The following is a 22,951-nucleotide window of genomic DNA, read 5'->3' as shown; positions in this document are numbered from 1 at the left end:
CCCGGCCCCTACATGTTGCGAGCATACTTCGCAGCCTTTGACCCCTGGCTGCGCTGATGTGCAAAGCAATGCGGTTTGACACTCTGCGGGGTCGAGAAGTGCTTCTTGAACTCCTTCACGCCCATGTGGCAGCCGCCCATCGCCCAGGCAACCACAAGAGGGGGCTGGTGGTCGTGGACCATGTACGCGCCTTTTTTCGACTGGCCGGCTATCTTGCTTTCCAGCCGTTTGACCTTCGAGGCGACCTTGGCCCCGTTCGCAAGCCGCTTCTTCAGGTTGGCAAGGTCGCGCTTGCATTCCCAGCAGGGTTTGCCGTTCACCTTGTCCGCCTGTTTCTTCTTCCGGCTGGGGCGATGTTTCCTGCCGTTGTACTTCCGCGCGCACTTCTTGCCAGTGATGACGCCCGGCGCGGTCTTGAATTTGGTCATCGCCGCTGCATCGATACAGTTTGGAGGGGTGCTCATCGTATTCTGAAACATCGGGTCGCCGTGGCGGCAGACGCCCTTACCTTCCACCTTCACCGTGAAGGACCACATCGTGAAGCTGGCCTTGCCCTTGTTGGTGGCCGTCACCACCCCCTTCGGCGGCTGGCTGCCTGGCTCGTTGCCGGTGCTGGTCGAAACCTCGGAAACGTCTTCCAGCGCCGTGGGCTCGCCGTCGATCTTCACGCTCTTCGAGCCCTTCGTCAGGTCCGACGCCTGCGCGATGTTCACATAAGGTACCGGGATCGGGCCGGCCGGGGGCGGTGGGGGGGTCATACAGACATCGCCGGGGGCGATGCCCTTGCCGCCGCTGCCCTTGTGGAAGAAGCCCATGTTCTCGGCATAGACGGTCAGGCCCATCAGTCCCTCCCCTGCGGCAGGCCGAAGGCGGCGAAGGCGCGGCCTGTGGGGAAGGACAGCTCGTGCACCTCCCAGTCGTCGCGCCACATCAGGATGGCGGCAGAGGGGGGCGAGGCCGGACGCGGCACCGGCAGGCCGGGAAGACTTCGGGCCAGCTCGGGCGCCGCGATCTCGCCGTCGACAGCGCCGGTCAACAGCCGTTCGGCCGCGTCGAACCAGGGATCGTCGACGGCCAGTGGTTGGCCGAGGGTGGCGATAACAAGGGGATACCGCCCCCCGCGCGCGTCGCGGCTGTGCCGCCAGACCCCCGCGGCAGGAAGTGGTCCGAAAAGGCCTGGCGCTGCGAGGAAGCGCCAGGCGGGTTCGTCGTAGGCGATGGGAGGGGGATCGGTCTCGCGGGTGGCGGTCGCATACCAGGTGTCCCAGCGGTCTGTGAAGTCCTGTGGCAGCGACGCGCCGACGAACCCGGCTGCCAAGGGCAGCTTGCCGAAGTAGCCGGTCAGGGGCGGGTCAGCGGGCATGGGATCAGTTCAGCTGGACAGTCGCCCCCTGCACCCGGTTCGCGCCTTCGGACCGGCTGAGGAGCTGTGTGCCACGGATCGTCACCCGACCATCCGCGGTCATCGTGATCGAGGCCGCGCCGCAACGCAGGGTCAGTTCCCGGGTGGCCTCGATGACCTGCGCCTCACCATCGGCGTCAACCTGCGGCAGCGGTGGCTGGAGCAGGCCCAGGATCAGCGGCTGGTCATCCATCATCGTCACGGCCGCCAGCCGCCCGACCGCAGCTGTGCCGATCGGGACCAGGGATTCGGCAAAGAGGACCGTGTCGCCAAGCGAAGGGATCAGCACCTTGGCCCGGCCATCGGGGCCGATCTCGGCGATCCTCGCGCGGTAGACGCCTTGCAGGCCAAGGAAAGGTCCATCATGCATCGCGTCTCTCCTTACTCGAAGGCATAGGTGAAGCCTGCGTCCGAGCCCGTGACAGTGACTCGCGTCAGTTCGGCTCCTTCCAGCTTGCGGTTCAGGACCTGGCGGGAAAGTTCCGGGAGAAGAGTGTTCGTAAGGATTGCGTCGATCATCCGGCCGCCAGACTCGATCTCGGTGCAGCGCGCCTTGATCGTGTCCATCACCCCCTCGCCGATCACCAGTTCCGCGCCATGGCCCGCCTCCAGCCGCCGGGCGATGCCCCGCAGCTTGTGGCCGGCGATGGATTCGATCATCGCGTCAGAGAGCGGGTAGTAGGGTATCGTGACCACGCGACCAAGAAGGGCTGCCGGGAACACCTTCAGAAGTGGCGCGCGAAGGCTGGCGGTCAGCTCTTCAAGATCGGCGCCGGACTTTCCATCCTCGGTCATCGCCATGATTTCCTCGGAGCCGACGTTGGAGGTCAGAAGGATGAGGGTGTTCTTGAAGTCGATCCGGCGGCCTTCGCTGTCGTCCATCATCCCCTTGTCGAAGACCTGGAAGAATATCTCGTGCACGTCAGGGTGGGCCTTTTCAACCTCATCCAAGAGGATCACCGAATAGGGCCGCCGCCGGACGGCCTCGGTCAGGATGCCGCCCTTGCCGTAGCCGACATATCCCGGCGGCGCGCCTTTCAGGGTGCTGACGGTATGGGCTTCCTGGAACTCGGACATGTTGATCGAGATCAGGTTCTGCTCGCCGCCGTACAGGGTTTCTGCCAGTGCCAGCGCGGTCTCGGTTTTCCCCACACCCGAGGGGCCGCAAAGCATGAAGACGCCGATGGGCTTCTCAGGTGCACCAAGGCCCGCGTAGGACGTCTGAATGCGGTTCGCGATCATGCCCATCGCGTGGTCCTGGCCGACAACACGTTCCGATAGCGTTCCCGCAAGCTGCAATGCGCGTTCGGTCTGGCTGGCAAGCATCCGGCCCATGGGAATGCCGGTCCAGTCCTGGACGATGGCCCCGACGGCAAGACGGTCCACCGCCGGAAGGATCAGCGGGCGCTCGCCTTGCGCCTCAGCCAAAGTCGCCATGCGGGCGCGAAGGGTTGCCAGCATCTCTGCCCTGGCTTCGGGCGTCAGCGCCTCTGGCTCGGCGGTCTCCTCGCTGGCCTCGGGCGGCGTCTCCCCCGTCATCCCGGTCTCGTCCACCGGCTGACCCGCGCCGCGCAGGGTGGCACGCAGCGACAGGACCTCATCAACCAGCGCCTTTTCAGCGTCCCAGCGCGCCTTTGCGGCCTCCAGTTCTGTCGTGGCCTTCGCCAGGGCGGCCTCAACCTCGGCCTTCCGGTCGCCCACCTCGATGCCGATTGCTTCCTCGCGCCCGATGATCCCCTGCTCGACCTCCAGCGACGACAGGCGGCGTTCGATGTCCTCGACCTCGGCCGGGGTTGCGTGCTGCGAGACGGCCACACGGGCGCAGGCGGTGTCGAGGAGGCTGATCGCCTTGTCGGGAAGCTGGCGCGACGGGATGTAGCGGTGCGACAAGGCCACTGCAGCCTCGATCGCCTCGTCGAGGATTTCGACCTTGTGGTGCTTTTCCAGCACCCCCGCCACGCCGCGCAACATGCGAACGGCGGCGTCTTCGGAGGGCTCCTCGACCTTGACCACCTGGAAGCGGCGGGTCAAGGCGGGATCCTTTTCAATGTGTTCCTTGTATTCGGCCCAGGTCGTGGCAGCGACGGTACGCAACTCACCCCGTGCGAGGGCCGGCTTCAGCAGGTTCGCCGCGTCGCCCGTCCCTGCGGCACCTCCGGCCCCGATCAGGGTATGCGCTTCGTCGATGAAGAGGATGATCGGCTTTTCCGAGGACTGCACCTCGTCGATCACCTGCTTCAGGCGCTTTTCGAATTCGCCCTTCACCGAGGCCCCGGCCTGCATCAGGCCTACGTCCAGCATGTGCAGTTCGACCGCCTTCAGCTGCGGCGGCACGTCGCCACGCGCAAGGCGCAGGGCGAAGCCTTCGACGACGGCGGTCTTGCCTACCCCAGCCTCGCCCGTAAGGATCGGGTTGTTCTGACGCCGGCGCATCAGGATGTCGATGATCTGGCGGATTTCCGGGTCGCGGCCGATCACAGGGTCGATCTTCCCGGCCCGGGCGCGTTCGGTCAGGTTCGTCGCATACTGGCTCAGGGCCGACTTGCCGCCAGGGGCCTGCTTTGCCTTGGGGGCCTCGCCCTCGAGTTTCGCGCCTTCGACGGACTCGGCCAAAAGGTCACCCAGCTGGCCGGACATCGACGCCGGGTCGATCTTGTCGAACTCCAGGCTGATCTTGAAGAGAAGCCCCTCCAGCACCGGGACCTTCAGCGCGCCGAGAAGAATGTAGGCCGACCGCACCGTGTCGTCGCCGAATTCGAGGCTGCCGAAGGTCCAGCCCTCCTGGATGGCGCGGAAGATATGGTCCGAGAACTCCTCGACCGACCCCGCGCCGTGCGGCAGCGCGTCCACCGCGCGGGTGATGTCGGCTGACAGCTTTGAGGAGTCGACCCCGGCCGAGGCACAGAGGATTTCGAAATCCGACCGGGCAGATTGCGACAGCGCCTCAATGAAATGGACCAGCTCGACATAAGGGTTGCCACGGGTCTTTGCGGCCTGGGCTGCGGCGGAAAACGCCTTCAGACAGACGGGGTTCAGCTTCCCGACCAGCTCTTTTCGCTTGATCGTCTCGGTACCGCCACGTGGGGCCATAATGCTTGCCCTTTATCATTTTTGAATATGCTTGCTCATCGGTCCGGAAAGTCGCAGGCTTTCCGCAAGGTCAATCTAAACCGGAAATTTTCCTATGGCGACTGTTTTGGCGGACGGGGTCGCGAATACCGGACCCGCGCGGGCGGCGGTCTAGGCCATGATCGACCGACTGCCGGGTGACATATTCCGCCAGGGTCAGGTGCTGAACCACACCTACGAGATCGAGGGTGTCCTTGGCCGTGGCGGCACAGGCGAGGTTTACCGGGCGCGCAACCAGATCTCAGGGCGGATCGTCGCTATCAAGGCACTGAACGCGCAGTTTTCCGGGAACGACGATTACATCCAGCTCATGCGCCGCGAAGAGCAGATGCGCGACGTCATAAACGACGCTGTGGTGCGGTATTCCGAGTGCTCGCGGACGGATCAGGGTCACGTCTTCCTGGTGATGGATTTCATCGACGGGCCGTCGATGAACGACATCATGACGCGCCGCCGGATGGAGCCGCGTGAGCTGATGATCATCGCGCACCGGGTGGCCGAGGGGCTCGTTGCCGCCCATGCGCGGGGGATCGTCCACCGGGACCTCTCGCCCGACAACGTTGTCCTGCGCGACGGGGCGGCGGAAAAGGCGACAATCATCGACTTCGGCATCGCCAAGGACACTTCGGCTGGCGCAAAGACCATCGTCGGCAACGAATTCGCCGGGAAGTACGAATACGCAGCCCCGGAGCAGCTGGAGGGTCGGGCCGAGAAGCGGTCGGACCTTTATGCCCTTGGCGCGACGCTGCTGGCGGCCTTCCGCGGGCAGGTGCCGTTCGGTGGCTCGACGCCCGGCGAGATCATCCGCCGCAAGCAGACAAAGCTGGACACCGAAGGCGTGCCAGAGCCCTTGAAGGCACTGGTCGACTGGCTGACGGCCCCTGCCCTTGCAGAACGTGCACCGAGTGCCGAGGCGGTGGTCGAGCGCCTGAACCAGGCGCTGAAGCCACCCTCGACCAGGGGTCGCCGTGCGCCGCCCGAGCCGGGAGAAGCGCGGAAGGGGCGCGGCGGAACGCTCGCATTGCTTCTTGTCCTGCTTCTCGGGCTGTTCGGCGGTGGGGCCTGGTATGCGGGGCTTATGGACCCCTGGCTGAACCCCATCCCCGTCGCCTCGCCCTACCGGTTGACCGCAAGTTTCGGGCCGGAAGGGGCGCAGCTTTCCGGCAACACCCCGGATGCCAAGGCTGCGCAGCAGCTGGAGCTTGCCTTCATCGCCGCAACTGGCGTCTCTCCACCCGCCGATGCCCTGGTGCTGGCCCAGGGTGTGCCGGACGAGCGCTGGGTCAGCAGCCTGGCAGAGCTGTTCGAGCTTCTGCAGGGCATTCCCGAATGGCAACTGACAGTGACGGACACCGTCGTCGACATCGCGGCGGTGACGGCGAACCGGGATCAGACCGAGGCAAAGCGCAAGGCGATCCTGGACTTGGCATCGCGGACCGGGATGAAGATCGGCTTCACCCCGCGGACCGGTCCCGCCAAACTGCAGGGCCAGACCGTGCTGGATGCGCTCTCCCCCTTCGCTCTCTGCGGCCCCCTGAGCCCCGACAAGGGCCCGCTGCAGATCTACGAGCTGGGCGAGACCATCGCGGTGACCGGCGCAATGGAATCGGTGGAGGCGCGCGATGCGCTTCAGGCGGCGGTGGAGCCGACGCTGGGCGACCGCAGCCTCAGGCTGGACGTGACGATCCTGAACAAGGACCTCTGCACCGTCCGCAAGGTCCTTCCCCCCGTGAGTGCAGGCGATGCGGTGATCTGGTTCGGCAATGGCGCGACGGGCGAGGTCAACCTGTCCGGGATATTCCGTGCGGGCGAAAACCCGGTGGTCGAAGTGCTGGTCCCGGCCGACCTGACGGGGCTGTCGCTCTGGGTGCTGGTGGTCGACAACACCAACCAGGTCTTCAGCCTGCTACCAAACGAGAAACAGGCCGAGCATGACATCCAGAACATCGGCAGCGTGGTCGACGGGGTCCGGCGCATCCGGGTCCTGGGCAGCATGGCCGATTTGCGTGCGGGGACCTCCGTCTTCTCGATCGAGGTGGATGCAAGCAATTTCGGCAAGTCCGAGATCATCGCGATCCTTTCGAAACGACCGCTTTTCGGCACCCGGCTGCCCGAGACGCTGTCGGTCGGGGGCCTTGCGGACGAGCTTGCGGATGTCATTGCGAAGGACCCGGAGAACATCGTTTCAATCGCCTCACGGGTCATTGATGCAAGACCTTGACTTTAGGTCAGGTGGTGCAAGAGTTGTGATGCAGATTTTGTTTCAGCTTAGTGCAGAAGGCTTTGGACCGAGATGGAGCTTGAACCGTTCCTGGTTCCTGTGGCAGACGGCAGCGCCTCGGGATCGGAACTGCGCAACGACCCGCGTTTCCATGCCGTCGAGCGGCTGATGGAGCCTGCCGCCCGAAGTTTCCGGCTGGAGAATGTCAGGACCGGCGGGACGGGCAGCGCCAACGTTGACTGGGCCGGGATCCTGTCGCAAGCCGAGGATCTGGCCCAGACGGGGCGCGACATCCGGCTTCTGGTGATCGTGGTCCGGGCGCTGGCGAATTCCGAAGGGTTCGACGGGCTGGCGCAAGGCCTGGGCCTGCTGACCAGCACGGTCGAGACCCACTGGGACAGCATGCATCCGGTGCTGCGCGAAAGCCCCTCGGTCAGCGAGGCCGCACGGCGGCGCACCAACGCGATCCTCGACCTGCAGAACCGCGAAAACGGGCTTCTCTGCGACCTTGAATTCACCGTCGTCCTGAACCCGCGGGGTCTCGGTGCGATCACCTTCGGTGACCTTTGCGCCGGAGCACTCACGCGGATGCAGGCCCAGGCGGAACTGCCGCAGGGTCTCGGCGACAAGGAACTCGCCGAACTGCTGTCGCGCCACGAAGCCAGGGTGAACCGTGTCACCGCCGCCTGCCGCGCCATCGCTATCGAGCAGCCCGACACTTTGACGACCCTCGCCCAGGGGATCGAAGCCGCGCGGTCAGCGCTTGCCGAACTGGAAGCCGCACTGACCGCCCGGGTAGGCGAGAACGGCGTTGGTTTCAGGTTGCCCGAGCTGGAAAAGGTCCTGTCGCGGGCGCTCATCCCGCTGACCGCCACTCAAGGGCAGGCAGCCCCTGCCGCTCCTACATCGGAGATGACTGCCATGGCCGAGCCTTCCCCTGCCCCGATGACGAACGGTGCCCATCCCCCGCCCGCCGCCGGTGGCACCCCGGGATCAGTGAACTCGCGCCGGGACGTGGAGCGCTGTCTCGACATGATCATCGCCTTCTACGAACGCACCGAGCCCTCCAGCCCGATCCCGCATCTGGCGCGGCGGATGCGGAAGATGGTGCCGATGAACTTCCTGCAGCTGATGGAAGAGATCGCCCCCAGCGGGATGAAGGAATTCAAGAACGTCGCCGGCGTGGACGACAAGAAATCGGCCCCACAATAGGCCCCACGACAGTCAGGAGAGGTCTGAGACATGGCAAGTGAAAGCAAGGCAAAGGTGATCGAACGCAACCGCGCGCCGCGGGTGCAGATCGCCTATGATGTCGAACACTACGGCAGCCCGACCACCATCGAACTTCCCTTCGTCATGGGCGTGATGGCCGACCTCGCCGGCAAGTCCGAAACGAAAGAGGCGATGAAGCCGGTCAACGACCGCACCTTCGTCGACGTCGACGCAGGCCGCTTCGGCAAGTTCATGGAAGCGTTGGCACCACGCGTGAAGGCGCGGGTCCCGAACCGCCTGCCCGCCAAGGATGGCGCTGCGGACGAGGAGATGTTCGTCGACCTGACGTTCAAGCGAATGTCCGACTTCACCCCGGACAAGGTGGCCGAGCAGGTCCCCGCACTGGCCGAGCTTCTGAAGATGCGTCGTCAGCTTGAAGAACTTCTGGGCTACATGGACGGCAAGGTGAACGCCGAAAAGCGCATCGCGCAGCTTCTGCAGAACGAGCCCCTGCTGATGCAGGTCGCCGATGAAGCCATGAAGAAGGAGGGCTGAGCGATGGCCGAACAGGAAAAGCAGGCGACCGCCGCCGAGGCCCAGACCATTGACCTGGGCGAATTCAGCGACCTTCTGGAAAAGGACTTCCGGGTCAAGGAAGATGAAAGCGCCAAGCTGCAGAAGCTGGTGCAGAACCTGGCTCTTGCGGCAACCGAACGATCAGGCACGGCCACCATCTCGGGCAACGCGGTCAAGTCGATCAAGAACCTGATCGCCGGGATCGACAGCCTGCTGACCACACAGATGAACGAGATCATGCACGCCCCAGAAGTGCGCGAGATCGAGGGCACCTGGCGCGGGCTGCATTACCTTGTGAACAACACCGAGACTGACCAGAAGCTGAAGATCCGGGTGATGAACATCACCAAGGACCAGCTGGCCGACACGCTGGAGGATTTCGAGGGCCAGATGTGGGACCAGTCTCCCATCTTCAAGAAGCTCTACACGGACGAATATTCGATGTTTGGCGGCGAGCCTTTCGGGGCCATCGTCGGCGCCTACGAGTTCAGCCACCACCCGCGCGACGTCGGCCTTCTGCGCAACATGTCGGGCATCTGCGCTTCCGCCCATGCGCCGTTCATCGCCGCAGCGGCCCCGCAACTGTTCCGGATGCAAAGCTGGCAGGAACTGCCGAACCCGCAGGACCTGCAGCAGATCGTATCGTCGCCCGACTATGCCAGCTGGCAGTCCCTGCGGGAATCCGAGGATGCGCGCTACATCGGCCTGACCATGCCCCGCGTGCTGGCACGCCTGCCCTATGGCGCCTCGACGATCCCGGTAAAGGGTTTCGCCTTCGAGGAAGAGATCGACGGAAAGCATGACCACTACGTCTGGATGAACGCGGCCTTCGCGATGGGCGTGAACATCAACCGCAGCCACAAGCTTTACGGCTGGGGCAGCCAGATCCGCGGCGTCGAATCCGGCGGCGCGGTGATCAACCTGCCGGTTCACAGCTTCCCCACCGACGACGGCTCCATCGCGATGAAGTGCCCGACGGAAATCGCCATCGACGACCGGCGCGAGGCCGAACTTGCCAAGCTGGGCTTCATGCCGATCCTGCACCGCAAGAACACCGACATCGCGGCCTTCATCGGGGCACACAGCCTGCAGGACGATGAGGCGCGCGCGGGTCGCCTGGTCGACCCTGATGCCCAGGCGAACGAGCGGCTGTCGGCCAACCTGCCGTACCTCTTCCCGGTCAGTCGCTTTGCGCATTACCTGAAGGCGATGGCGCGCGACAAGGTAGGAACGTTCAAGGAACGTGCCGACATGCAGATCTGGCTGTCGGAATGGATCAACCGCTACGTGCTGTCGAACACGGCAATGGCGGATGACAAGGCCAAGGCGAAACGCCCGCTGGCCAAGGCCGAAGTGCAGGTCGATTCCGTCGAAGGGCGCCCAGGCTATTACAACGCGCGCTTCTACCTGCGCCCGCACTATCAATTGGAAGGCATTAACGCCAGCCTGCGGCTCGTGTCCGAGCTGCCGTCTGTCAAGAGTAAGTAAACTCGTTCAAACCTACTGATTTCACAGCAGAAAGGACAAAGGAATGGCCGTTTCAGGATACATGAAAATCGCCGAGATCCCCGGCGAAAGTGGCCGCAAGGACCATGAAGACGAGATCATCATTTCCTCGCTTCAATGGGCGGCGACGCGTCCAATGATCAACACCCCGGGCGTCGGGCGCAGCACCGGCATGGCTAACGTCACTTCGGTGAATGTCACAAAACTGTACGACAAGTCCTCGCCCTACCTCGCGCAAGCTGTCCTGCTTGCCACAGCGTTCCCGGAGATCGTGGTGACGCTTCGCAAGGACTCGGGTGAGACCCACCTTGACTACCTGACGATCACGCTGACGGACTGCATGATCGAATCCTACACTTTCTCTGGCGGCATGGGCGGCGACGATTCCCCGCCGATGGAATCCGTCTCTGTCGTGTTCAACAAGCTCAAGGTTCTTTACATCGAGCAGGCCAGCGACCACTCGGCCGGTGGCGAGCATGAGTTCGAATATGACCTGGTCGCCGGTGCCTGAACCAAGGGCCCAGCGACGATCAGGAGAGGGAACGCCAAGTGGCTGATCCGATCCTTCAATCCCGGACCGAGGCGGTCCAGCCAAGTCTTTGGGACCGCCTCGTCGACGACTTGCCGGGCATCGTGTCCGAAACCGACCGTCAGCGTGCCGATCTGGTCGCACGGATTGGCGCTGCGAAGGTTGCTGCGGTGCTGTCCGGCGGCGTACGAGCGGTCGAGGCGGACACCGATTTCGATGCCGACACCCGGCGCGACCTGCACCAGTTCCTGACCCAGATGGCCCGCCGCGCCTTTCTGGAGGAACGTGGCATCGTCGTGAACGCCGCGGTCCTGCGAGAGGCGGTCCGGCGCGACATCGAGGCGCTTTTCAACGTCGAACGCTTCGAATCCGGCCTGCAACTGACCGATATCGAGCGGAAGGGGTTCGAGACCCCGAAGGACATGATCACCGACTTCCCGCATGTCCGCCGATCCGTCCTGAACTACGGCGTCCCCTCCTTTTCGGGCCGGGCCATGTCGGACTTCGACCTTGCCGACCTCGCCAAGGAACTGCGCGAGGTCATCGCCGTGTTCGAGCCGCGCCTGAAGCGCGACACGATCCGCGTCAAGGTGGCCCAGGGCGACCGCACCGGCATGAAGATCGAGGTCGACGCGATGCTCATGCTCTCGCCCGTCCCGGAACGACTGCGGCTCTCCACGATGATCGACCTCGACAACGGCCGCGCCACCACTGCGGTGGAGGACGCGTGATGGACCGGAACTTCCTGGCCTATTACGAAGACGAACTCGCCCATATCCGCGAGCTTGCAACGGAGTTTGCAGCGATCCACCCCACGGTCGCGCGCAACCTGTCGCTCGACGCGGTGCCCTGCCCCGACCCTTACGTCGAGCGCCTGCTGGAAGGCGTGGCCTATCTTGCCGCCCGGACGCGTCTGAAGGTCGATGCGGAAAGCAGTCGCTATGTCCGCAACCTCCTGGACGAGCTTTACCCCGACCTTGTCTGCCCGGCACCTGCGATGACCATGGCGGTCCTCCATCCAGGTCCCCAGGTGCAGACCATGCTCGACGGCCACCTTGTCGCACGCGGCACCCGGTCAGTCGCAGCCTACCGCGAGGGCATCGCCACCCGCGCCACCTACACCACCGCGCAGGACGTGACCCTCTGGCCCATCACTCTGGAGAAGGTCGATTACCTGCAGGACAAGGGTGCGATGAACGCGGCAGGCCTCGACCGTCCCGAGGCCGAGGCGGCTTTGCGGTTTACCTTCACCCGCGTCGGCCCCGGCACCCTCTCAGAACTCAGCCTTGACCGCCTCGACCTCTGGTTCGTCGGCGGAACGCGCGGCGGCGCGATCTTCGACGCACTCTTCGGCCACGGTGCCGCCGCCGTCGCCCGCGCACCAAAGGGCAAGCCACAGCCCCTCACCGGACCCTCCCTTGTCGGCGTCACCGACCGCGAGGGCCTTCTCCCGCGCGTCCGTCCGTCGTTCGAAGGCTACCGCCTGATGCGGGAATACTTCCTGATGCCGGATCGCTTCCACTACCTGCGGCTCGACGGGCTCAACCCCGCTCTGCGGACCTGCGGCACCGGACCCTGCGAGGTCGTGGTCTATCTCGACGCCGCGCGGCCGGAACTTTCCGACATCGCCGCCAAGGACTTCCGCCTGTTCGTGACGCCACTGGTCAATCTCTTCGAGAAAGAGTGCAACGTGATCGAGATTGACGGCCGTTCCGCCGCCCATGTCGTCCACGCTGACCGCACTCGCCCACGCGACTTCGAAATCTACCGTCTCACTAATGTCGAGGACGCCGACAGCGACGGCCCGGATGCCCGGGTCGAGCCGCTTTACTCCGTCGGCCAGCACCGCGGCTCGGGCCTCGTCTTTACCACCGAACGCCGCCCCCGCCGCCCGGGCGAGGACGAGATCCGCCGCGGCAATACCCGGACCACCTATGCCGGCGACGATCTCTTCCTCTCGATTGCACGCCCCGCCGACGTGACAGTGACCAAGGCGATCCGGCGGCTCGACATTCGCGCGCTTTGCACCAACCGCGATCTGCCGATCCTGGATGACAGCCCCAAGCTTTCCCTGGAAACCGGCGACCCTGTCGGCCGGATCGAACTGATCGCCCCTTTCCGCCGACCGCGTGCTTCGGTCTCCTCGGCGCTGCCGAATATCGTCTCGGGCGGGGAAAGCCAGCTGGATGACCTCGCATGGCGGCTGGTGGCGCAGCTGTCGCTGAACCACCTGTCCCTTGCCGAACCCGGCCAGGACGCCGAACCCCTGCGCGCCATGTTTGACCTTTACGCCGGGCGCGGCGACCCCGCGATGGTCCGCCATGCCCGCTCGATCACCCGCGTCCGGTCACGGCAAGTCGTCGAACGTCTGGGCATCCCTGGCCCGATCTGCTTTGGCCACGGCGTCGAGATCACGCTCGACGTGGACGAAAACACGCTTGCAGGGGGCTCCACGCTCCTCCTCTCCGCGCTGCTGAACCAGCTCTTTGCCCGCCACGCCGCGATCAATTCTTTCGTGCGCACGAAAACCCATCTTTTGCAGAGACAGGAGGACGTGTCGTGGCCGATGACGCCGGGCAACCGCGCCCTGATCTGACCGGGGATGTGCCTTCGCCGGAAACGATGGGGTTCTTCGAGCTTCTGCGACGGCTCGAACACGACCAGATGCGCTTTGGCCGGTCGGGCGGGCCGTCGAAGGAACCTGCCCGCCTTGGCCAGCGCGCCCGGCTGACCTTTGGCACCCGTGACGTCGCTGGCTTTCACCCTGGCACCCCACCCAAGGTGGATGTCGAGGTCATGGGGCTCCTCGGCCCAGAAGGTGCGCTGCCGTTGCACCTGACTCGATGGGTCATGGGCCGCTTGTCGGACCGCTGGTTCACCGAAGGCAGCGATGCAGCCTCGGACACGACGTTCCTTGATTTCTGCAACCTTCTGCAGCATCGGATGATGGCACTTTACTGGCGTGGCTGGGCCGATGCCCGGCCCGAGGTTCAGATCGAACACGGTTCCGCAGGCCGGGTGCAAGCCATGGTCGAGGCGCTGGCCGGCGTCGCCCTTCCGGGAACCAGGCCAAAGGCCCATGATGCCCGGACCCGCCTGAAGATGCGCCACGCCACTGCGCTTGGCCGCCAAGTCTACAGCGTCGAACGCCTTACCGCCTACCTGTCCGACGTGCTGGAAGCTCCGGTGTCGCTCGTCGAGTTCCTCGGCACCTGGACCGAGATCCCGCTCCGCCTGCAATCCCGCCTCGGCCGGCAGCATGCCCAGCTGGGCCGGTCCGCCGTCGTCGGCGCCCGCAGCTTCCAGCGCCAGACTCTGGTCGAACTCCGCGTTGGACCCCTGCCTCTGGCCCGCTTCACCGACTTTCTCGCCGACGCCGAACTCATCTCCCGTCTCCGCCATGCGATCCGGCATGCCATGGGTCGTGAGATGGAGTTCAACCTGCGCCTCGTCCTCGCCCGCGACGATATCCCCGACACCCGTCTCGGCCACAGCCAGCTCGGCCGTACCGCCTGGCTCGCCCCGAGACGTCAGCAGGACGCCGACGACCTCCGCCTCTATCACGTCGCGCAGGTGGAGTCCGCATGACCCTCCGCCTGACAATCGAGCACAGCCCCCATCCCCAGGATCGCCGCGAGATGCGGCATCCGGGCGGCGAATTCTCGATCGGTCGCGGGGCCGAATGCTCCTGGCAGATCAACGACCCCGACATGTACGTCTCACGCAAGCATTGCGTGATCACGGGTGAGGCCGGGCAGTTCATCGTCACCGATGCAAGCCGCGGCGGCCTGTTCATTGACGGCAAAGACCAGCCACTCGGCCCCGGCAACGCGGCCCGACTGGAGCCGGGGATGCGCCTGCGTCTCGGCGACACTGTGATACGGGTGGAAATCGAGGCCCCCGCACCCGTCGCCACGCCTCGAACGCAAGCCCCGGCGCAGCGGCAGATGACGCATGACGATTTCTTCTCCACCCCCGTCACGCCGCCGTCGCCGGTCTCGCGCCCGCAGGGCCTGCCGCAGCCCTTCGACACCGGGCCCACGGACGCCCGCCGTTACGATGCTACGCCGGATCGTGGCGCACCGCCGCCCCTTTTCGACGATCCCTTCACGCTTGACCGCTCTGTTGCGGCCCGCCCGGCAGGCAGCGTGCCCGAGCCGATCGCGCCGCGCAAAGACGACCTCGGCTTCGGCTCCTTCTTTGACGAACCCGCCAAGGCCCGAACGCCAGAACTGCCACCGGTTCAGCCCGCCAAAACTCCTGCCGCAGACGACTGGTGGTCCATGCCACCCCCGCTCGCTGCCTCGGACCCTCCGCCCCCTGCCCCCGCACCGCCCGCGCCCGAACCGCTCCAACTGGCCCCGGAAGCGCCCGTCGTTCCCCCCATTGCGCCCCCGGTCATCGACGACGAGAACCGCACCCGCCAACGCGGTGAACCTGCCCCGCAACCGCCCATGGCACCACAGCCCGTCGCCTCCGAGGCAGCCCTGCGCGACGCCTTCTTCCGCGGCTTGGGGCTTGACCCGTCCGCCACACCTGACGCAGAGGCCGAGATGGAGGCAATGGGCCAGCGCTTCCGCCTGCTGGTCGAGGGTCTGATGCTGATGCTCCGGACCCGCGCCAAGGAAAAGCAGAACGCCCGCGTGGCGCAAACTGTGATCAGCAACACCGACGTCAACCCTTTGAAATTCCTCGCAACCACCAACGAGGCCATCGCCTCGCTCGTCACCCCAAAGGGACCCGGCTATCTTGACCCTGAGACCGCGATCAATGGCGCTTTCCGCGACCTGGCTGACCACCAGGTCCGCTCTTGGGTCGCCATTCAGTCCGCGCTCCGGCGGATGATCGACCGCTTCGATCCAACGTCGGTGGAGAAGGATCTTGAAGACCTGGGGATGCTGGAAAGCCTTCTCTCGGGTGGGCGCAATGCCAAGCTCTGGAAGGCCTACACCGACCGGTACAAGGACATTGCCCGCGCCGCCGAGGACCGGTTCCTCGGCGAAGTGGGCGCCGATTTCCGCGACGCATATGAAGGCAACAGGGAGAAGACCAATGACCCATGAGTTTCCACGCCGTGCCTTTCTGATCGGGAGCAGCGCCGCCCTTCTGGTGGCCTGCGCCCCCGCCGGCCCCGGATCGGTGACCATCGTCGCGCAAGGGGCGGCGGGCATGAACCCTGGTCCCGACGGTGCCGACCGCCCGCTTACCCTGCAGGTCCTGCAACTGCGGGGCGCTGGGGCTTTCGACGGTGCTGATTTCTTCGGCCTCCAGAACGCCTCCGCCACCCTGGGAGGCGATCTTGTCAAGGCCGACGCCATCACGCTTGCCCCAGGCGGCAAGGCCACCAAGACCGTGGCACTTGAGGCCACGACCGCCCTGATCGCCATCGTCGCCGGTTACCGGGACCCTGCGGGAAAGCAATTCCGCGCCAAGTCGTCGGTCTCGCCGACCGACACGGTGACGTTCGCGCTTGACGTGACCGCCAGCGGGATCAAGCTGACCCCGATGTGATCCCTCGCCAGTGTGCAGGAACAGGACTGAAGAATGAGTGACAAGAACAAGGTCGTCTGGTCCGAAGGGCTGTTCCTGCGCACCCAGCACCTGCAGCAGCAGGACCGCTACACCGAAGGCCTGGTGCGCGGCGCGCTTCAGGCCGCCCCCATGCAGGCCTGGGGGTTCCGGTCACTGACCCTGGACAAATCTGCGCTTGATGCGGGCCGCATTGCCATTGCCGCGGCCTCCGGCATCTTCCCCGATGGCACCCCCTTTGCGATCCCCGAGACAATGTCAGCCCCCGCCCCCGTCCAGATCAAGGCCGACATGGCGGGTCTCGTCGCCCTTGCCATCCCCATCGAACGTCCCGGCGCCGCCACCATCGACCCCGCCCATGCTGAGCCCGCCGGCTCGCGCTACCACGGCGTGATCCAGACCGTCCGCGATGCCATCCGTGGCGGGGCCGAGCCCGAAGAGCTTGAAGTCGCCCGCCTTGCCGCCCGCCTGATCCAGCCGGGCGAAGACGGGGCCGGATACGTCGCCCTCCCGGTCGCGAGGGTCGAGGGCCTGCGCGCCGAAGGCTCGGTCGCCGTTTCCGAAGGCTACCTCGCCCCCGCCCTCTGCCTTGCCGCGAACCCCTGGTATGCGGGCCTCGCGCAAGAGGTCGTCACTGGCCTCGATCGCATCGCCGAAGCCCACGGTAAGCTGGTACTCGGCGGTGCAGGCCGGTCGATCGAGAACCTCCTCCTCCTCGAACTCGCCAACACCGCCCGGCCCCGCGTCGCGCATGTACTGGCGCAGAACCTGCACCATCCGTCGGAATTCTTCATGGAGCTGGCCGGATTGGCAGGCCGGATGGCGACCTATGGCTCCTCCTCGCGGCGCCTTTCCGACCTGCCCGCCTACGACCACCTCGATCCCCAGCCCGCCTTCGCAGCGCTGGCTGACACGCTGCGCTCCCTGATGCTGTCCTTGCGCCACGTCGAACCCAGGTCCCGTGCACTGCAAGTCGCCCGCCACGCCCAGAACATCTGGAAGGTCCGCATCGACAATCCCGACCTCCTGAAAACCAGTCGGATCGTGCTGCGCATCGGGTCGGACATCTCGGACGAAAGTCTCCGCCGCATCTTCGTGAGCCAGGCCACCGTCGGCGCCGCAGATGCCTTCGAGAAGCTGTGGAAATCCCGCCTCCCCGGTATTCCGCTGAAACCTCTGCACTCCCAGCCGCGCGAGATCCCCTATGACGGGGAACGCCTCTGCCTGGAGCTTGACCAGAAGTCAGAACACTTCGCCCAACTCACCGACGCGCCCGGCTTCGTGATCGGCGTGTCAGGGGCACTCGACCGTGAACCCGAAATCGACTGCTACGCCGTGAACCGATGAGCGACCCGGACGATCCCTTCGGCCTTTCCAACGACGCCGGACGCACCCGCATCCGGCCGGTGAAGTCGAACACGCCCGCCACAACGCCCCAGCCCCCGATCTTCGGCGCGGAACGCCCCGCCCAGCAGCAGCCACCCTACAGCGGGCAATCCTACGGCCATGGCTATGGCCAGCCCTTCGGCACACCCCCGCAAGACCAAGTCGGTCGCGGCCCCAAACCCCGCCTGACCCGCGCGCATCCAAACCCGCTGATTGTCGCCTTCGCCTCGCTCCTCGAACTCGCGCCCGAGCTTGAACGCGCGATGCCCCCGGCCAATGCGGAAGCCTTGCGCCTGCGCGTCCAGGAAAACTTGATCGACGCCCGCGACTCTGCCGTCGGCATGGGTGTCCCGATGACCCGCGCCAATCAAGCCGCTTGGTTCGTTGCCGCGCTGGTCGACGACATCGCGCTCAACACCCCCTGGGGCGGCCATTCCAGTTGGCCCCGTCAGCCGCTTGTCGTGGGCTTGTCGGGCGAGGTGGACGCCGGAACCAAGTTCTTCGACCGGCTGGAAGAGCTTCTCCGCTACCCCAACCGCGACCCCGAAATGCTGGAGCTGGGCTTCCACTGCCTGAACCTTGGCTTCCGCGGCAAGTACCGTGTCGAGGGCCGCACCGGCGACGCCGCTCTCCTCGCCATGCGCTCCGCCATCGCCCGCGCCATCCGCAACCCCGAGGCCGAGGCGGCCGAGCTTTCCCCGCATTGGAAGGGCGTCATCGCCCCCGACGAAAAGCCCCGCTTCGCCGTACCCTTGTGGACCATTGGCCTTGCCGCCGTCGCCGTCATTACCGCGATCTACGTCGGCCTCGGTATCCAGCTGTCGAACAAGGCGACCCAGCTTTACGCCCTCGCCCGCCTCCTGCCGCCTGCAGAACGGGCCGAGATCTTCCGCCCCGTCCGCACCAACGCCGAACCCGCCGCGCCCGAGATCAAGATCGAGCCCGTGGTGCTTGAACTCGTCCCCGCCTGTCTCGCGAAGGCCCCCGCCGACACCGCCGCCGCGCTGACCGGCAAGGATGACGTGGGCCTGGCCTTCATGACCCTGCGCGGCTCGAGCCCCGAGGTCTTCCGCAGCGCCAAGGCCGACATCAACGACGTCTATGGACCGCTTGTGACCGCCTTGGCCGACTGCATCAAGGAAAACGTCGAGGTCATCGGCAAGGTCACCATAATCGGCCACACCGACTCTGTCCCTGTCCAGGCCTCGAACCCATTCGCCTCGAACCAAGGCCTGTCCGAGGCGCGCGCCAAGACCATCGCCGACCTTCTGACTGCCGCCGGGGTGCCACCCGAGCTCCTGGCCGCCGAAGGCCGCGCCGACAGCGAACCCGTAGGCGACAACGGCACCAAAGTGGGCCGGGCCGAAAACCGGCGCATCGAGATCAAGATCGAGAAGAAGCTCTAGATGAAAGTCCTCAAGGCCATCTTCAGGTTCCTCTTCTCCCGTCGCCTGTGGACCTTCATCGGCGTCGTTCTTCTTTGCGCACTGATCTGGCTTTTCGGCCCCCTCGTCTCGGTCGGCGATATGGTCCCCTTGGCCGATGACCTCGTCCGGATGATCGTCATCGCCGTCATCCTCGTCCTCTGGCTCTTCTCCCTCCTCCTCGCGCAACTGCGGGCCGCGAAGAAGAACCAGCTTTTCGTCACCGAACTAGCCCAGCCGGAAAAGCCCAAGGTCTCGCTTCCGGGCGAGGCCAACGTGGCCGAGATCAACACCAAGTTTGCATCCGTCCTGACCGAGATGAAACGGTCGAAGCTTGGCGGCAAGAAGTTCCTGCGCGACATGCCGTGGTATGTCATCATCGGCCCCCCCGGCAGCGGCAAGACCACCGCGCTAAGACAGTCCGGCCTCCACTTCCCGATCGACCTCTCCGATGACCTGAAGGGCGTCGGCGGCACCCGCAACTGCGACTGGTTCTTCACCGAGGATGCCGTCCTCGTCGACACCGCCGGTCGTTACGTCCAACAGCAAAGCGACCCCGAGATCGACTCGGCAGAATGGCTCGGCTTTCTGGACATGCTGAAGAAGCACCGCGGCAAACGGGCGCTGAATGGGGTGATCCTGGCCCTGTCGCTGAAGGAGCTTCTGGCCGGGGAAGCCGCGGTCCGCGAACACGGCCGCGAAATCAGGAAGCGCCTCGCCGAACTCCGCGAACGCCTGCAGATCCAGCTTCCGGTCTACCTGATGTTGACCAAGGTCGACCTTGTCCCCGGATTTGAGGCCTTCTTCGGCAACCTGCCCACCAAGGATCGCGAGCAGGTCTGGGGCGCCACCCTGCCCACCGACGCCCGCATCGACCGCACCACCATCGAACGCGAGACGAAGGCGCTTCTGGCGAACCTTGAAACCCGCCTCACTACCCGCATGTCCGAGGATGTGCCGCTTGACCAGCGCGCCGAGATCTTCCGCTTTCCCTCCCAGGTCGAACGCCTGGAAGCCCCTCTGAAGCTCCTCATCGACACCGTCTTCGGTGAAAGCCGCTACGAGGAAAGCCCCTGGCTGCGCGGATTCTACCTGACCTCTGCCACCCAGGAAGGCTCACCCATCGACCGTCTCGTCGGCGAACTCGCGGGCTCCTTCGGCCTGAGCGCCGACGCCGCCCCGCGCCGCGCCTTCGGTGAAAAGCGCTCCTACTTCCTCCGTAACATGCTGACCGACCTCATATTCCCCGAGGCCGGCCTTGGTACTTTCGACGCCGCCGCCGAAGAACGCCGCAAATGGATCTGGCGCGGGTCCATCGCCGGGGCCTCGCTGGCGACCTTGATCGCCGGCCTCGTCTTCCTGTTCAGCTTCCTGCGCTACTCCGGCGGCATCGACGACCAGGAACGTCTCTTGGCCGACCTCTCTGGCCGGCTTGCCAATGTCGCCGCCCGCCAGGCCCCAACCGACCCGCTCGACCTCGAACTCGCCCTCGAAGGCGTGACCGAGGTCAAGGCCGCAGCCACCGAAGTCCCGACCTCGCCCCTCACCTACATCGGACCCACCGCGCTGTCGGAACTGACCGAAGCTCAGCGCATCGCCTACGACCGCTCGCTTCGCAACATCCTGGAACCTCGGATGGTCGCGATGCTGGAGGCCACGATGTGGCGCCAGATCCGCGATCCGGAGTATCTCCTCGGCGCGCTCAAGGTCTATTACATGATGACCGGCCTTGCGCCCTATGATCGAGAGTTCGCGGCCCAGTGGTGGCAGGACCAACTGCCCCTGAACGCCCCCACCGACCCTTTCCCGACCGAGGCCGCGCTTGAACATCAGCTGGCAGCCATCGACCGCATGGGCTCCGAAGAAGAGAAAATTGCGCCCGACAACGCCCTCGTCCAGCAGGCCCTTCAATCGATCTGCACCATCCCCTTGGCTGCCCGCGCCTACAGCGCCCTGATCTCTGACCCGACCGTCACCGCGCTGCCCGAATGGATCCCGGCCGAGAAGGCAGGCCCGAACGCCACCCGTGTCCTGACCCGCATCTCGGAAAAGACCCTGCGCGTCGGCTTGCCTGGCGCCTTCACCTATGACGGCTTCCACACCACCGTGCTGCCGCTGATCCCAGAGGTCGCCGCCACCGCTGCCCTTGACCAGGCCGTCTTCGCGGGCGGTTGTGCCGAAAGCTCCGACGCTTCGGTTGCAACGCTGGAGGCCGACATCCTCAAACTCTACCAGGACGACTTCATCGCCCAGTGGAACGGCTTTCTGCGCGATATCCGCCTGGCGCCAATCACCGACCTGCCCACCGCCACTGCAAACATGAAGGACCTCGCCAGTCCTGACTCGACCCTCCGCCGCCTCGTCCGCGCCGTGGTGGACGAGGTCGACCTGACCCGCGTCATCCCCGAGGAGGAAGGTGCCGCAGCGACAGACGGCCTTGCGAAGAAAGCCGTCTCCAAGCTTGGCAAGGTCGGCAAACTGCTCAAGGCGGGCAGCAAGCTTGCAACCTCGACCGGAGGCATCGAAGGCCCGCCCCCCGGCACCGACATCGCGCTGCACTTCGCCCCCCTCAAGGCCGCGATCGAGGAAGTCGACGGCCTGCCCCCGCTTCTCGACGATGTCGGCCTCCAACTTGATGGCCTGGCAAAGGAACTGGCCAGCGCGATGAACTCGCCCGATCCCGAGGCGACCCTCCTCGCCCGCGGCGGTCTGGGCGAACTGACTGGCGCCGTCGCGAACGCCGCCAAAGCGCTCCCCGATCCGCTGGACGACTGGGTCGCGGGCATCGCCGGCGACACCATCGCCGTGACCCGGGACGCAGTGATCTCCCAACTCAACGACCGCTGGCGCGCCGATGTCTACGACTTCTGCGTGAAGGCGACCGAGGGCCGCTATCCCTTCGACGAGGCCTCCGCCATCGACGTGAACGTCGCCGACTTCCGCGAGCTTTTCGCCCCAGGTGCCCGGATCGACAAGTTCGTCACCGACAACCTTCTGCCCTACATCGACACGACCGTGAAACCCTGGGCCTGGCGCGCCGACTTCGGCCTCGACGGCTCGCTTCTTGCCCCGTTCGAACGCGCCCGCTCGATACGCGACGGCCTCTTCCCCGGCGGGTCGGGCCCGGTCATGGCCTTCACGCTGGAGGCCAAGGATCTGACCCCCAACGCCGCTTCGGTCACGCTGAACGTCGATGGCCAGGTCCTGACCTACCTCAACGCCGCCACCCGCCCGATGCCGATGACCTGGCCCGGACCCGACGGTACCAACCTGATCTCCCTCTCGTTCCAGCCCGCCGACGGCAGCGGAGAGCTGCTGACCTCGGAAACCGGCTCCTGGGCTTGGCTGCGGCTGATCCGCAAAGGTCGCCTTTCGTCGACCGACCTGCCCGAGGTGTTCCGGCTCAGTCTCGGCCTCTCCGGCTTCTCCGCCGCCTTCGAACTCCGTGCCGCATCGGTCGACAACCCGTTCGACCTGAAGATGTTCGGCAACTTCAAATGTCCGACGAGGTTCTGACGCCACAGAAGCCGGGGGACGAAGACCGTCGCCCGGTGGCGGGAGTCTTCGGCAAGATGCCGAATACGGGCGATTTCGTCTGGCGCGGGCTGCCGGATGCCTTCCGGAAACACTGGGACTTCTGGCTTACCCGGCACATCGTCCCTCTCGGTCGAGCGGGAGCCGTCTTCCCGCCCGGCGGGCTGCGGTTCAGCCTGCCCTCGGGAGGGCGTCTGGCAGCAGGGGTTGTCCTCCCAAGCCACGACAGCGCCAATCGGCACTTTCCGCTGTCGCTGCTTCTGATTGCCGATGGGACCCTGAGCCAGGACCAGATCGACCCTTGGTGCGATGCGGCGCTGGCGCTTGGCTCGGATGGCCTGTCGCCGGACGAACTGTGGATAGCTCTCGACGCCCTGCCCGCGCCCATCCCGGGCCACGAACCCGCCTCGGGCGCGATGCTGCTCTGGGCGCGCGGCGGCCCGTCCATCACCACGGAGCCCGCGGACCCTGGCGCTGCGTTGCACCATCTGCTTTTGACCTGA

The 22,951-nt window shown here is 65.6% G+C and carries 18 protein-coding genes; 14 read left to right on the top strand and 4 right to left on the bottom strand.

The annotated features are described in order from the left end of the window. Window positions 1–8 precede the first annotated feature (8 nt). Genes E8M84_RS05180 through tssH form a run of 4 tightly spaced genes read right to left on the bottom strand, consistent with a single transcriptional unit; the run spans window position 9 to window position 4,492 of the window. On the bottom strand, window positions 9–842 hold the full coding sequence (locus tag E8M84_RS05180; RefSeq protein WP_137110090.1) for a DUF4150 domain-containing protein: 834 nt from the start codon (window positions 840–842) through the stop codon (window positions 9–11). Continuing rightward, entirely contained in the window at window positions 842–1,363 is a 522-nt protein-coding gene (gene tagF / locus E8M84_RS05175; RefSeq protein WP_137110089.1) for a type VI secretion system-associated protein TagF, read from the bottom strand. Before tagF (E8M84_RS05175) ends, E8M84_RS05180 begins: the two co-directional genes overlap by 1 nt. A gap of 4 nt (window positions 1,364–1,367) precedes the next feature. Further along, the gene (locus E8M84_RS05170) at window positions 1,368–1,772 is read right to left on the bottom strand and encodes a hypothetical protein (protein WP_137110088.1); all 405 of its coding nucleotides are present in this window, start codon (window positions 1,770–1,772) and stop codon (window positions 1,368–1,370) included. 11 nt (window positions 1,773–1,783) lie between these two features. Continuing rightward, window positions 1,784–4,492 carry a type VI secretion system ATPase TssH gene (tssH, locus tag E8M84_RS05165; protein WP_137110087.1) on the bottom strand — a complete coding sequence of 903 codons (2,709 nt, stop codon included), beginning with the start codon at window positions 4,490–4,492 and terminating at the stop codon, window positions 1,784–1,786. Between the two features lie 157 nt (window positions 4,493–4,649). Here tssH and E8M84_RS05160 point away from each other — a divergent pair, with 157 nt between their 5' ends. The 14 genes from E8M84_RS05160 to tagF (E8M84_RS05095) all read left to right on the top strand — a co-directional run bounded on the left by E8M84_RS05160 (window position 4,650) and on the right by tagF (E8M84_RS05095) (window position 22,951). Continuing rightward, the gene (locus E8M84_RS05160; RefSeq protein WP_137110086.1) at window positions 4,650–6,752 is read left to right on the top strand and encodes a serine/threonine-protein kinase; all 2,103 of its coding nucleotides are present in this window, start codon (window positions 4,650–4,652) and stop codon (window positions 6,750–6,752) included. Window positions 6,753–6,824: 72 nt separating this feature from the next. Beyond that, window positions 6,825–7,964 carry an ImpA family type VI secretion system protein gene (locus E8M84_RS05155; protein ID WP_137110085.1) on the top strand — a complete coding sequence of 380 codons (1,140 nt, stop codon included), beginning with the start codon at window positions 6,825–6,827 and terminating at the stop codon, window positions 7,962–7,964. Window positions 7,965–7,994: 30 nt separating this feature from the next. Continuing rightward, window positions 7,995–8,519: a type VI secretion system contractile sheath small subunit gene (tssB, locus tag E8M84_RS05150; RefSeq protein ID WP_137110084.1), complete on the top strand. Its 525-nt coding sequence runs from the start codon at window positions 7,995–7,997 to the stop codon at window positions 8,517–8,519. Window positions 8,520–8,522: 3 nt separating this feature from the next. Beyond that, window positions 8,523–10,028 carry a type VI secretion system contractile sheath large subunit gene (gene tssC / locus E8M84_RS05145; RefSeq protein ID WP_137110083.1) on the top strand — a complete coding sequence of 502 codons (1,506 nt, stop codon included), beginning with the start codon at window positions 8,523–8,525 and terminating at the stop codon, window positions 10,026–10,028. Between the two features lie 43 nt (window positions 10,029–10,071). Continuing rightward, on the top strand, window positions 10,072–10,557 hold the full coding sequence (locus E8M84_RS05140) for a type VI secretion system tube protein Hcp (RefSeq protein WP_137110082.1): 486 nt from the start codon (window positions 10,072–10,074) through the stop codon (window positions 10,555–10,557). Window positions 10,558–10,595: 38 nt separating this feature from the next. After that, a complete protein-coding gene (tssE, locus tag E8M84_RS05135; protein ID WP_137110081.1) occupies window positions 10,596–11,306 on the top strand; it encodes a type VI secretion system baseplate subunit TssE in 711 nt (236 codons plus the stop codon). Then, window positions 11,306–13,171 (top strand): type VI secretion system baseplate subunit TssF, encoded by a 1,866-nt coding sequence (gene tssF / locus E8M84_RS05130; RefSeq protein WP_137110080.1) that lies wholly within the window; start codon window positions 11,306–11,308, stop codon window positions 13,169–13,171. Before tssE ends, tssF begins: the two co-directional genes overlap by 1 nt. Then, window positions 13,135–14,163, top strand: coding sequence for a type VI secretion system baseplate subunit TssG (tssG, locus tag E8M84_RS05125; protein WP_137110079.1), 1,029 nt, complete (start codon window positions 13,135–13,137; stop codon window positions 14,161–14,163). Before tssF ends, tssG begins: the two co-directional genes overlap by 37 nt. Continuing rightward, complete coding sequence (gene tagH / locus E8M84_RS05120; protein ID WP_137110078.1) at window positions 14,160–15,638, top strand: type VI secretion system-associated FHA domain protein TagH; 1,479 nt, start codon at window positions 14,160–14,162, stop codon at window positions 15,636–15,638. The genes tssG and tagH overlap by 4 nt, the downstream gene beginning before the upstream one ends. Then, window positions 15,628–16,086 (top strand): type VI secretion system lipoprotein TssJ, encoded by a 459-nt coding sequence (gene tssJ, locus E8M84_RS05115; RefSeq protein ID WP_137110077.1) that lies wholly within the window; start codon window positions 15,628–15,630, stop codon window positions 16,084–16,086. Before tagH ends, tssJ begins: the two co-directional genes overlap by 11 nt. Window positions 16,087–16,119: 33 nt before the next feature. Further along, window positions 16,120–17,451 carry a type VI secretion system baseplate subunit TssK gene (gene tssK / locus E8M84_RS05110; protein ID WP_137110076.1) on the top strand — a complete coding sequence of 444 codons (1,332 nt, stop codon included), beginning with the start codon at window positions 16,120–16,122 and terminating at the stop codon, window positions 17,449–17,451. Then, complete coding sequence (gene icmH / locus E8M84_RS05105; protein ID WP_137110075.1) at window positions 17,448–18,896, top strand: type IVB secretion system protein IcmH/DotU; 1,449 nt, start codon at window positions 17,448–17,450, stop codon at window positions 18,894–18,896. Before tssK ends, icmH begins: the two co-directional genes overlap by 4 nt. Further along, window positions 18,897–22,430 carry a type VI secretion system membrane subunit TssM gene (gene tssM / locus E8M84_RS05100; protein ID WP_137110074.1) on the top strand — a complete coding sequence of 1,178 codons (3,534 nt, stop codon included), beginning with the start codon at window positions 18,897–18,899 and terminating at the stop codon, window positions 22,428–22,430. It abuts the gene before it with no gap. Beyond that, window positions 22,412–22,951: a type VI secretion system-associated protein TagF gene (tagF, locus tag E8M84_RS05095; protein ID WP_137110073.1), complete on the top strand. Its 540-nt coding sequence runs from the start codon at window positions 22,412–22,414 to the stop codon at window positions 22,949–22,951. Before tssM ends, tagF (E8M84_RS05095) begins: the two co-directional genes overlap by 19 nt.

It is taken from the genome of Rhodobacter sp. SY28-1 (assembly GCF_005222785.1).
Lineage (GTDB): Bacteria > Pseudomonadota > Alphaproteobacteria > Rhodobacterales > Rhodobacteraceae > Tabrizicola.
Note: the sequence above shows the minus strand (reverse complement) of the source record. Positions and strands in the feature narration are given on the sequence as shown.